Below are 11,433 nucleotides of genomic sequence, written 5' to 3' on the forward strand. Positions count from 1 at the left end.
CATGACATCAGAGGTACGCGTACGTTATGCGCCTTCGCCGACAGGGCATCTGCATATCGGCAATGCCCGGACGGCCTTATTCAATTATTTATTTGCAAGAAACCTGGGCGGGAAGTTTATTATCCGCATTGAAGACACCGACGTGAAGCGCAATGTGGCCGGCGGCGAGGAAAATCAGCTGACCTATTTGAAATGGCTTGGCATCGAATGGGATGAAAGCGTGGATATTGGCGGCGGCTACGGCCCTTACCGACAAACGGAGCGACTGGACATTTACAAGGAGTATTGGCAGCAATTGCTGGATCAGGGTTTGGCTTACCGCTGTTACTGCACGGAGCAGGAGCTGGAGCAAGAGCGCGAGGAGCAACAAGCGCGCGGTGAAACGCCGCGTTACTCCGGCAAACATCGCGATTTGACGCCGGAGCAGGAGCAGGCATTCCGGGAGGAAGGCCGGATCGCCAGCATTCGTTTCCGCGTGCCTGAAAACCGCACCTACACATTCCGTGACATGGTTAAAGGCGAGATTTCGTTTGATACGTCGGAAATGGGCGATTTTGTTATCGTGAAAAAAGACGGCATTCCAACCTATAATTTTGCCGTTGCGCTCGACGATCACCTGATGAAAATCAGCCATGTGCTGCGGGGCGAGGACCACATTTCCAATACGCCGCGCCAGCTTATGATTTACGAGGCTTTGGGCTGGGAGCCGCCGATTTTTGCCCACATGACGCTTATCGTCAACGAAAGCCGCAAAAAGCTGAGCAAGCGCGATGAGTCCATCATCCAGTTTATCGAGCAATACGATGACCTTGGCTATCTGCCCGAAGCCTTGTTTAATTTTATTACGCTGCTGGGCTGGTCACCGGAAGGCGAGCAGGAGATCTTTACCCGCGAGGAGCTTGTTGCGGCGTTTAATGCGGATCGTTTGAGCAAAAGCCCTGCATTGTTCGACACGCAGAAGCTGGCTTGGATGAATAATGAATATATCAAAAAAACCGAAACAAGCCGGATCGTTGATCTGTGCCTGCCGCACCTTCAAAAAGCAGGCCGCATTCAGGAAAACGTGGACGGCGCTGCACGCGAATGGCTGACGGCTCTTGTTGCGCTGCATCAAGACAAGCTTCGCAGCGCTTCCGACATTGTTGCCGTAACGGAACTGTTCTTCCGCGAGGATGTGCAGGACGAGGAAGAAGCGGCTGCCGTGCTGGCAGAGGAGACGGTTCCCGTCGTGCTGGGGGCTTTCCTGAGCCAGTTGGAAAATGGAGCGGCGGAGTTTACGGCGGACGGCATCAAGGATGCCATCAAAACGGTTCAAAAGGAAACAGGCTGCAAGGGCAAAGCGCTCTTTATGCCGATTCGCGCTGCTTTGACGGGCCAGACGCATGGTCCTGACTTGAATCAATCGGTGGCTCTGCTGGGCCGTGACAAGGTGCTTGCCCGCCTGCGGAGCAGATTGGGTCAAGGGGCTCGGTAAGGCATCTATCCAGCCAACAGCCCGCAAGCGGCCGCTATGCTGGCTAATTGGCGCAAAAGGGGTTCCCTCTTGCACTTTTTCGGCTTTTCGGTATACTATAGTCTATTAATAAAATAGATGTACCGGCTATGAACAGGAGAAGTACGCCCTGGTATTGGATTTCCAGAGAGGACAACCGTCATGGAATCGGAAACAGAAGCGGGAGCATTATGCGCTTGCGGAGTAATCGATGTTTGCATGGGGCTGAAAGTTGTCTAATCCGCTTGGACGGAAATATGCACCTGGGAGCTTTGCTCCGAGCCGCTGCTTGCGGAAGCGCCATGTCGCGCTGCAAGCACGGGGTAGGCAGCAACGCAGGTCTGCGTTATGGACATGAGATGAACCGTGTCGGCGTAAGCTGGACGCGTGTTCAAGCAGAGTGGAACCGCGATTGCAAACGCCTCTGCAGCACATATGTGCTGCGGGGGCTTTTTTTCAATGTTCGCATAGAAGCTGCCGTAGATGCGGCCACGGCCCGAGAATAGAGATAAAGGCCGGCGAAGGCAAAAAGGGGGAGAGCTTGTGCTGTCAACATTTCGTTCGGACATCAAAGCTGTATTTGACAATGATCCCGCAGCCAGGAGCACGTTTGAAGTTGTGTTCACTTATTCCGGGCTGCATGCGATTTGGGCGCAGCGGATCGCGCACGGCTTTTACAAGAGGAAGTGGTTTTCGCTGGCCCGCGTGGTGTCCCAATTCAGCCGTTTTATGACGGGAATCGAGATTCACCCCGGCGCCGTTATCGGGAATCGGCTGTTTATCGATCATGGCATGGGCGTCGTCATCGGAGAAACATGCGAAATCGGAGATGACGTTGTCATTTATCAGGGCGTTACGCTTGGCGGCACAGGCAAGGAAAAGGGCAAGCGCCACCCCACCATCGGCAATAATGTCGTGGTTGGTTCCGGAGCAAAGGTTTTAGGCTCCTTCCGCGTGGGAGACAATTGCAATATAGGGTCCAACTCGGTTGTGCTGCGCGAGGTGCCCGACAATTGCACGGTGGTCGGCAATCCCGGCCGCGTCGTGAGGCGCAACGGAGAACGTGTCGGCGACAGGCTGGACCATACCCAGCTTCCGGATCCCGTGATCGAAATGTTCCGCGCAATGCAGAAGGAAATCGACGGGTTGAGGACGCAGGTGGAAGAACTGCGAGGCCCTGGTCATAAAGGAGAATGATAGATATGAGCATAACCGTTTACAATACGATGAGCCGGGCCAAGGTGCCGTTTGAACCGCAAGAGGCCGGCAAAGTGAAAATGTATGTTTGCGGCCCGACCGTTTACGATTATATTCACATCGGAAATGCGCGTCCGGTTATCTTTTTCGATGTCGTGCGGCGTTATTTGGAGGATGTAGGCTACGATGTTCTGTATGTTACCAATTTTACGGATGTTGACGATAAGCTGATTCGCAAGGCGGAGGAGCTTGGTACAACTGTACCGGAGGTGGCGGAGCAATTCATTGAGGCGTTTAATGCCGACATCGAAGCGCTGGGCGTTCGCAAGGCTAGCCTAAATCCGCGGGTGACGGAGCATATTTCGGATATCGTCGACTTTATCGGCGAGCTTGTGGCTAAAGGGCAAGCTTATGAAAGCGAAGGAGACGTATATTTCCGGACATCCTCCTTCTCGGAGTACGGCAAGCTTTCGCATCAGAACCTTGATGAGCTGCAATTCGGCATTCGTATCGAGGTTGGCGACCGCAAGGAAAACCAGGGTGATTTCGTCCTGTGGAAAGGCGCAAAACCCGGCGAGATCAACTGGGAAAGTCCATGGGGACCCGGCCGGCCCGGCTGGCATATCGAATGCTCGGCGATGGCTCGCCGTTATCTGGGCGATACAATGGATATCCATGGCGGAGGCCATGATCTGCAATTCCCGCATCATGAGTGCGAAATTGCCCAATCGGAATCGCTGACCGGCAAACCGCTGTCCAACTACTGGCTGCATAACGGTTATATTAATATCGACAACGAAAAAATGTCCAAATCGCTGGGCAACGGCATTAAGGTAAAGGAGCTTGTTCAAAAGATCAAGCCTCAGGCGATCCGCTATTTCATGCTGTCGACTCATTACCGCAGTCCGCATAATTTCAGCGACGATGCCATTCAGCAGGCGGAAAACAGCGTTGAGCGCATTGCCAACTGCCATGCCAACCTGCGCCACAGGCTGGAAACGGCGGGAGAAGCAGTTGGATCTAACGACGTTTTTCAGTCGCTGCAAGTCAAAACAAAGGCAATCCGCGAGCAGTTCGAGCTTAAAATGAACGACGACTTCAATACGCCTGACGCCATCACCGCATTGTTCGAGCTTGTGACGGAGAGCAATTTATATATGAATAATTCGGAAGCGGGAGCAGAGGGCTTTAAGCTGCTGCTGGCGGAAATCGACAGGATCAACGGCGTGTTGGGATTACTTCCCTTGAATGCGGGAGGCGATTCGCTGGATGAGGAAGTTGAAGGATTGATTGCGGAGCGTACGGAAGCGCGCAAAAATAAAAATTGGGCCCGGGCCGATGAAATCCGCGACAGGCTGAACGAACTGAATATCGTCATCGAGGATACGCCGCAAGGTATCCGCTGGCGGCGCAAATGACGGAGCGTGAGATCGTAAACCCGCTTGCCTTCCATCCCCCTCATAAGGAAGCCTCGCAGATGAATCCGGTGGTTCTTGCTTATATGGGGGATGTGGTTTTTGAACTGGTTGTGAGGCAATATCTGATTTCGCTTCCCAACCAGAAGCCGCATCATCTGCATCGCGAGGCGACGGGCCTGGTATCGGCCAAGGCGCAGCGGAGGCTGCTTGAGCGGCTTCAGCCGCTGCTAACCGAAGAAGAGGCGGACATGGTTAGGAGAGGGCGGAACGCCAAATCCGGCGCTCCGCCCAAAAACGCCGATGTTGCCGACTACAGGCAAGCGACCGCGCTGGAATGTTTGATCGGTTATTTGTATTATCAGGGCAAGCTGGAGAGAATCGGCGAGCTGTTAAATGCGGCCATTCAAGAACGCGGCCAAGTAGGAACAGACGCAACAAATTGATGTGCGGGGTCAAAAGATCGCTTTTTGAACAACCTCTTAAGGAGTGGATAGGATGTCAGAACAAATCAATCAGGAAGAGCTGATCGCGGGGAAACACCCTGTGCTTGAAGCGCTGCGTTCCGGCCGGAGCATTCATAAAATATGGATTGCCGAAGGCTCGCAGAAAAACGCAGGGGCGATAGTAGCCGAGGCCAAAAAGGCGGGAATCGTCGTTATGACGGTCGACAAGCGCAAGCTGGATGCGATGGCTGGTGGAGACATTGCCCATCAAGGCGTGATTGCTCAAGCTGCCCCATTTCCGTATGCGGAAGTCGAGGATTTGCTGGAAATTGCCCGGGAGCGGGGAGAGCAGCCTTTTTTGATGCTGCTTGACGAAATCGAAGATCCGCACAATTTAGGGTCCATTCTAAGGACGGCGGAATGCACGGGGGTGCATGGCGTCATTATTCCTAAACGCCGTTCGGCGGGCTTGACCGCAACCGTGCTGAAAACATCGGCGGGAGCGGCGGAGCACGTGGCAGTCGCCCGTGTGACCAATCTGGCGCAAACGATAGATAAGCTGAAGGAAGCGGGAGTTTGGGTTGCCGGGACCGATGTTTCCGCGACGGATGACGTGTACCGGTCCCGTTTTGACATGCCGCTGGCTGTTGTCATCGGCAACGAGAGCAAGGGCATGGGCCGCCTGATTAAAGAGAAATGCGATTTTCTGGTCAAGCTGCCCCTGCTGGGACGTCTCAATTCTTTGAACGCTTCGGTTGCGGCTGGTGTGCTTATGTATGAGGTTGTCAGGCAGCGCCGGAGTCTCTAGCGATGGCCCGGAAAAACGACGTCCTTCTGGTCGACGGATACAATATTATTGGTGCGTGGCCTGAACTGGAGCGGCTGAAGGAACAGGATTTGGAGGATGCGCGCGACCGTTTGCTGGACATGCTGGCCGATTATCAGGGCTTTACCGGCATGCAGATCTACGTGATCTTCGACGCGCATCAGGTTCCCGGCCTTGGCGCGACCTACAAGCAGCATAAGCTGATTATTGTTTATACGAGAGAGAAAGAGACGGCTGACGAATGCATCGAGCGCTTGTGCAGCGAGCTGATTTCCAGGAGGCGCGATGTCTATGTCGCCACCTCCGATCTGGTGGAGCAGCATGTCGCTTTTGGAAAAGGGGCGCTTCGGGTATCCGCCCGGGAACTCTATATCGACATTACCCAGAATGTGAAGATCATACGGGATTCCATACGGGAGGGCGTCGAACGGCCCGGCAAACGGAACCCCCTTGACGAAAATATCAGCCTTGACGTCTGGAGCAAGCTGGAGCGCTTGCGCAGAGGCGACAAGTAACGCCGAATCATGTATTAGCAAAACATGCCACAAAGTTACATTTTTGCTAGATAATCGATGGGTTTCGGGTGGTCTTTTGGTTGACGGTGTAAGGTTTCATCATGTATACTGGCTCTATGTTTATACAAGCATGCACAACCTTGGATTTGCCAATCATTTATTTTTTTTGACTTTAAAAATATGAATCTAGCGCGGTGTACGCCTTGCAGGCCGGAGGGATAGTTTGTGAGTATCGACCTCAAAGAGTGGAGTACGCTACAATACGAATGCAGCACAGACGAGGACATCGTTGAAGCGGTCCGTAACGGCGACAGCCTTGCGCTGGAATATCTCATTAACAAATACAAAAATTTTGTCAGGGCGAAGGCGCGTTCCTACTTTCTGATCGGCGCAGACCGTGAGGATATCGTACAAGAGGGCATGATTGGACTTTACAAGGCCATTCGCGACTTCAAGGGAGACAAGCTTGCCAGCTTTAAAGCTTTTGCCGAGCTGTGCATCACCAGACAAATCATTACAGCGATCAAGACGGCTACTCGCCAGAAGCACATTCCTCTTAACTCCTACGTTTCGCTGGACAAGCCCATCTATGATGAAGATTCCGACCGGACATTGCTTGACGTGATATGCGGCACACGCGTATCCGACCCCGAGGAGCTGATCATCAACCAGGAAGAGTTTGTTGGTCTGGAGGACAAGATGTCCCAGATTCTTAGCGACCTGGAACGGAAGGTGCTGATGCTTTATTTGGACGGGCGCTCGTATCAGGAGATCGCAGTTGATCTGAAGCGGCATGTCAAGTCAATCGACAACGCGTTGCAGCGCGTGAAGCGCAAACTGGAGAAGTATTTGGAAGTGCGGGATTTCGGCGGTTTGTAGCTCGAAGCAATCAACGATCCCTCTTTGCTGTCCGACGTTTTCGGGCAATAAAGAGGGTTCATTGGTTTATAGGGTAACCGGAGCGGCTATACTGGATAATAATTCAGGGAACGCCAGAGGTTGAGAAGGCCGTAATTTCGTTGACATGCGGTATTTCGTGTGATAAAGTGTTTAGGTAGGCCTTAATTCGAGGTTTTTTTTCGTTATGGGCCCATACGCTTTTGTGGAATCAATGAACTTTAACATAGAGTTTTGTGATTCGTATTTTTGAGCAGTTCGGGAGGTGTATTTGGGTGCGGGTAATTATCACGCTGGCATGTACAAATTGCAAGCAGAGGAACTATGCAACCACCAAGAATAAACGGAATCACCCCGACCGCATCGAGTTGAAGAAGTTTTGCAAGTTCTGTAACGAGCAGACTCCTCATCGCGAGACGCGATAGTCCATTGGAGGTGGAACCGTGGCTTTTTTGGCGAAACTGAAAAAAGGCTTTGGTACAACGTTTGGTTTTTTTGCCGACAGCTGGGCAGAACTGAAGAAGGTTCGCTGGCCAAGTCGTAAGGAGCTGACGAGCTATTCCATCGTCGTCTTAATGACGGTTGTGGCTGTGACGATTTACTTCTGGCTTCTTGACATCGGAATCTCTGAATTGGTTCAACTAATTGTCTAAGAAGGGTCCAAAGGTGGATTTGTAATGGAAAAAAGATGGTACGTCGTGCACACTTACTCTGGGTACGAGAACAAGGTCAAAACCAATCTGGAGCGCCGTGTTGAATCCATGGGCATGGAAGACAAGATTTTCCGTGTGCTGGTTCCAATGGAAGACGAGCTGGTGGAGAAGGACGGCAAGAAAAAAACCGTTCAACGCAAGGTCTACCCTGGTTACGTTCTGGTGGAAATGGTTCAAACCGACGATTCATGGTACGTTGTCCGCAATACGCCGGGCGTTACCGGTTTTGTAGGTTCAACAGGTTCAGGCTCAAAACCGACTCCTTTATTGCCTGATGAAGTGGATCAGATTCTGAAACACATGGGCATGGAAGAGCCGAAGCCGAAAATCGAGTTTGAACTGAAAGAAACGGTGCGCGTAAAGGTTGGTCCTTTTGCCGATTTTGTTGGATCGGTGGAGGAAATTTTGCTGGACAAGGCAAAGCTGAAAGTCCATGTCAACATGTTTGGCAGAGAAACTCCGCTTGAACTGGATTACACCCAGGTGGAAAAGGTTTAACGCAGAGCTTCGCACATAGACGCTTGGCGTCTGTATATCAAGGCAAGGAGGTGTGAATCATGGCAAAAAAGGTCATCAAGATGGTCAAACTGCAAGTTCCTGCAGGTAAAGCGAATCCGGCTCCGCCAATCGGTCCGGCACTGGGTCAAGCAGGCGTTAACATTATGGCGTTCTGTAAAGAGTTCAACGCTCGTACAGCGGATCAAGCAGGTCTGATTATTCCAGTCGTGATCACGGTATTCGAGGACCGTTCCTTCACTTTTGAAACCAAAACGCCGCCGGCAGCAGTATTGCTCCGCGTAGCAGCTGGTATCGAAAAAGGTTCCGGTGAACCGAACAAAAAGAAAGTAGCTACTGTTAAGCGTGATAAAGTACGCGAAATCGCCGAGACAAAAATGCAAGACCTTAACGCAGCATCCGTGGAAGCGGCAATGCGTATGGTTGAGGGCACAGCTCGCAGCATGGGCGTAACAATCGTTGATTAATCCGGAGATGTCCTAGAGACATCGACGGGCGCAGGCCTTCTGGCTCTGCAAGTGGGAGGATCGTCCCAAGGAGGATGCTTCGCTACTACCACATAAGGAGGAACTTACAATGGCTAAACACGGTAAAAAATATGTTGAAGCTGCTAAGCTGATTGACAGCGAAGCAAGCTATGAGTCACTGGAAGCAATCGAGCTTGTTAAAAAAGCTTCGACAGCCAAATTCGACGAATCCGTCGAAGTTGCAGTGCGTCTGGGTGTAGACCCTCGTAAACAAGACCAAGCGGTTCGCGGCGTAGTTGTCCTTCCGCATGGCACAGGTAAAACAAAACGCGTTCTCGTTTTCGCAAAAGGCGAAAAGGTGAAAGAAGCGGAAGCTGCTGGCGCTGACTTTGTTGGCGATGCAGACATGATCAACAAAATCCAACAAGGCTGGTTCGATTTCGACGTTTGCGTAGCAACGCCGGACATGATGGCTGAAGTTGGTAAGCTCGGCCGTATCCTGGGCGGTAAAGGTCTTATGCCTAACCCGAAAGCAGGTACTGTAACGTTTGACGTTGCAAAAGCCGTTCAAGAAATCAAAGCAGGTAAAATCGAGTACCGTCTGGACAAAGCGGGTCAAATCCACGCTCCAATCGGCAAAGTTTCGTTCGACTCCGAAAAGCTGAACGAAAACCTGAAAGCTCTGATTGATGCCCTTGTTCGCGCCAAACCGGCTGCTGCAAAAGGCGTTTACCTGAAAAACATCGCCGTTTCCTCCACAATGGGCCCTGGCGCTCGCGTTTCGACTGCTAACTACCGTTAAGTCGAAGGGAAACGACCACTTATATCGAATACGCATACCGTAGACAGTAGGTGCCCATGCCGGGCTTAATTTCCTACCGAGGTGTTATGATAAAATGTTGATGAATCGAGCAGGCTTGTCCCGCAAAATCATCTTAACGACATCATGGCCTTCGCAGTTCTGCGAGGGCCTTTCTCATGCATCGAGGAGAGGAAGATCCGACGCATAAACGGGATGTATAATTTTACGGGAGGTGTACAATTTGGCTAACGCAAAGATCATCCAAGGGAAACAAGAAGCGGTTGCTGTGGTTGCTTCGAAGCTGACTTCCAGCCCAAGCACTGTAGTTGCTGACTATCGTGGATTGAACGTTGCGCAAGTAACCGAACTTCGGAAACAGCTCCGCGAAGCGGGCGTTGACTTCCAAGTTCTGAAAAACTCCATCGTTCGCCGCGCTACTGAAGGTACGGAGCTGACGGAGCTTAACGAAATTTTGACAGGACCAACTGCGGTTGCATTTAGCGGCGATGACGCTATCGCTCCTGCAAAAATCCTGAACGATTTCGCTAAGAAAAACGATGCTTTGAAACTTAAAGGCGGCGTTGTTGAAGGTAAAGTAGTAAGTATGGAGCAAATCAAGGCTCTTGCTGAGCTTCCTTCCCGCGAAGGTTTGCTTTCCATGCTCCTCAGCGTGCTTCAAGCGCCAGTTCGCAACTTCGCGCTTGCAGTTAAAGCAGTTGGAGAAAAACAAGAAGCAGGAGCTTAAGCTTCTACTTTATGAAAGACCTGCTGCATAGCATCGCAATAAATGATTTAACAAAAATTAAACCAAATTACCGGAGGTATAACCATGTCTAAAGAGCAAATCCTGGAAGCAATCAAAGGTATGACTGTTCTTGAACTGAACGATCTTGTTAAAGCTATCGAAGAAGAATTCGGCGTAACTGCTGCAGCTCCTGTTGCAGTTGTAGCTGGCGGCGGCGCTGCTGAAGCTGCTGCTCAAACTGAATTCGACGTTATTCTGACAAGCGCTGGCGCTTCCAAAATCAACGTTATCAAAGTTGTTCGCGAAATCACTGGTCTTGGCTTGAAAGAAGCAAAAGAACTGGTTGACGGCGCTCCTAAAGCAATCAAAGAAAAAATTGCTGAAGACGAAGCTAACGGCATCAAAGCTAAGCTTGAAGAAGCTGGCGCTGTAGTAGAAGTTAAGTAATTTTTCTTTCCGCAAAGAAACCCCTTGAATCGCATAACTTGCGGTTCAAGGGGTTTCTTTCTTGCAATAATAAAAGAAAGGAGATGTGGCGTATGAGCAATCACTATTACAGCAAAAAGCCGGAAATCGCTCATAACCGGCAAACCCATGATTTTACGATTCGGGGACAACAGTTGAAGCTGATGACTGATGCCGGGGTATTTTCAAAAACAGGTGTAGATTACGGCAGCCGTGTTTTGATCCAGCAGATGGAGCTAAAGAAGGACGACCACATCCTAGATGTTGGATGCGGTTATGGTCCGATCGGGCTTGTGGCAGCCAGATTGGCTCCCGCCGGTCAAACCGTTTTGATTGACATAAACGAGCGCGCGGTGCAATTGGCGGCGGAAAATGCGAAATCAAACGGCATTTCCAACGTCGAGGCGCTGCAAAGTGACTTGTTCGAAGCGGTAAAGGGGAGACGATTCGACGTTATTTTGACCAATCCTCCTATCAGGGCGGGCAAAGCGGTAGTTCATCAGATTTTTGAAGAAGGCCTGGAGTTGTTGAAAGCCGGCGGCGCCATGTGGGTCGTCATTCAGAAGAAGCAAGGCGCGCCTTCCGCGCTGGAGAAACTTGAATCGTTGTACGAGTCTGTGGAAGAGGTAACAAGAGATAAAGGCTACTGGATTCTTAAGGCAATCAAAGCATAAAGCAGCATTAACACCGAAAAGTCCATAATTGAAATGGAAATGAATTGACTTGACATTTTGGATGTGGTAATATTATAAAATGTCAGCATAAAATTGCTCGAAATCTCTTTAGTCAACTAAAATGTCAAGTATGAATTTTTAGCGCAGAAATGCATACATTTGTGACATTTGACGTATAATGTTTACATTTTGGGCAAAATTACTTGATATGAGACCAACGCGCACTGCGCTGCGTATGGCAAACTGCCAGAAACATGCTCTTT

At 50.8% G+C, this 11,433-nt stretch carries 15 protein-coding genes and 1 other annotated feature; all 15 genes read left to right on the top strand.

Annotation, left to right across the window (positions count from 1 at the left end):
- Position 1 precedes the first annotated feature (1 nt).
- The 15 genes from gltX to ACX93W_RS24050 all read left to right on the top strand — a co-directional run bounded on the left by gltX (position 2) and on the right by ACX93W_RS24050 (position 11,170).
- Positions 2–1,474 (top strand): glutamate--tRNA ligase, encoded by a 1,473-nt coding sequence (gene gltX, locus ACX93W_RS23980; RefSeq protein ID WP_459394914.1) that lies wholly within the window; start codon positions 2–4, stop codon positions 1,472–1,474.
- Positions 1,475–2,035: 561 nt separating this feature from the next.
- On the top strand, positions 2,036–2,689 hold the full coding sequence (cysE, locus tag ACX93W_RS23985) for a serine O-acetyltransferase (protein ID WP_459394915.1): 654 nt from the start codon (positions 2,036–2,038) through the stop codon (positions 2,687–2,689).
- A gap of 5 nt (positions 2,690–2,694) precedes the next feature.
- Complete coding sequence (gene cysS, locus ACX93W_RS23990; RefSeq protein ID WP_459394916.1) at positions 2,695–4,107, top strand: cysteine--tRNA ligase; 1,413 nt, start codon at positions 2,695–2,697, stop codon at positions 4,105–4,107.
- Positions 4,104–4,550, top strand: coding sequence for a Mini-ribonuclease 3 (locus ACX93W_RS23995; RefSeq protein ID WP_459394917.1), 447 nt, complete (start codon positions 4,104–4,106; stop codon positions 4,548–4,550). The genes cysS and ACX93W_RS23995 overlap by 4 nt, the downstream gene beginning before the upstream one ends.
- A gap of 52 nt (positions 4,551–4,602) precedes the next feature.
- Complete coding sequence (gene rlmB / locus ACX93W_RS24000; RefSeq protein ID WP_459394918.1) at positions 4,603–5,358, top strand: 23S rRNA (guanosine(2251)-2'-O)-methyltransferase RlmB; 756 nt, start codon at positions 4,603–4,605, stop codon at positions 5,356–5,358.
- Between the two features lie 2 nt (positions 5,359–5,360).
- Positions 5,361–5,891: an NYN domain-containing protein gene (locus ACX93W_RS24005; protein WP_459394919.1), complete on the top strand. Its 531-nt coding sequence runs from the start codon at positions 5,361–5,363 to the stop codon at positions 5,889–5,891.
- A 225-nt stretch (positions 5,892–6,116) separates the two neighbouring features.
- On the top strand, positions 6,117–6,770 hold the full coding sequence (sigH, locus tag ACX93W_RS24010) for an RNA polymerase sporulation sigma factor SigH (protein WP_459394920.1): 654 nt from the start codon (positions 6,117–6,119) through the stop codon (positions 6,768–6,770).
- 293 nt (positions 6,771–7,063) lie between these two features.
- Positions 7,064–7,213, top strand: a complete 150-nt coding sequence (gene rpmG, locus ACX93W_RS24015) for a 50S ribosomal protein L33 (protein ID WP_082967189.1) — start codon at positions 7,064–7,066, stop codon at positions 7,211–7,213.
- A gap of 18 nt (positions 7,214–7,231) precedes the next feature.
- A complete protein-coding gene (gene secE / locus ACX93W_RS24020) occupies positions 7,232–7,441 on the top strand; it encodes a preprotein translocase subunit SecE (protein WP_459394921.1) in 210 nt (69 codons plus the stop codon).
- Between the two features lie 24 nt (positions 7,442–7,465).
- A complete protein-coding gene (gene nusG, locus ACX93W_RS24025) occupies positions 7,466–7,999 on the top strand; it encodes a transcription termination/antitermination protein NusG (protein ID WP_459394922.1) in 534 nt (177 codons plus the stop codon).
- 59 nt (positions 8,000–8,058) lie between these two features.
- Positions 8,059–8,484 carry a 50S ribosomal protein L11 gene (gene rplK / locus ACX93W_RS24030; RefSeq protein ID WP_068679396.1) on the top strand — a complete coding sequence of 142 codons (426 nt, stop codon included), beginning with the start codon at positions 8,059–8,061 and terminating at the stop codon, positions 8,482–8,484.
- A 109-nt stretch (positions 8,485–8,593) separates the two neighbouring features.
- Positions 8,594–9,286: a 50S ribosomal protein L1 gene (gene rplA, locus ACX93W_RS24035; protein ID WP_459394923.1), complete on the top strand. Its 693-nt coding sequence runs from the start codon at positions 8,594–8,596 to the stop codon at positions 9,284–9,286.
- A 19-nt stretch (positions 9,287–9,305) separates the two neighbouring features.
- Positions 9,306–9,471 (top strand) — a sequence feature (ribosomal protein L10 leader region).
- Positions 9,472–9,527: 56 nt separating this feature from the next.
- On the top strand, positions 9,528–10,031 hold the full coding sequence (gene rplJ, locus ACX93W_RS24040; protein ID WP_459394924.1) for a 50S ribosomal protein L10: 504 nt from the start codon (positions 9,528–9,530) through the stop codon (positions 10,029–10,031).
- An 84-nt stretch (positions 10,032–10,115) separates the two neighbouring features.
- Complete coding sequence (gene rplL / locus ACX93W_RS24045) at positions 10,116–10,478, top strand: 50S ribosomal protein L7/L12 (protein ID WP_459394925.1); 363 nt, start codon at positions 10,116–10,118, stop codon at positions 10,476–10,478.
- 92 nt (positions 10,479–10,570) lie between these two features.
- Positions 10,571–11,170 carry a class I SAM-dependent methyltransferase gene (locus ACX93W_RS24050; RefSeq protein WP_459394926.1) on the top strand — a complete coding sequence of 200 codons (600 nt, stop codon included), beginning with the start codon at positions 10,571–10,573 and terminating at the stop codon, positions 11,168–11,170.
- Positions 11,171–11,433: the final 263 nt, after the last annotated feature.

This window comes from Paenibacillus sp. CAU 1782, from assembly GCF_054551715.1.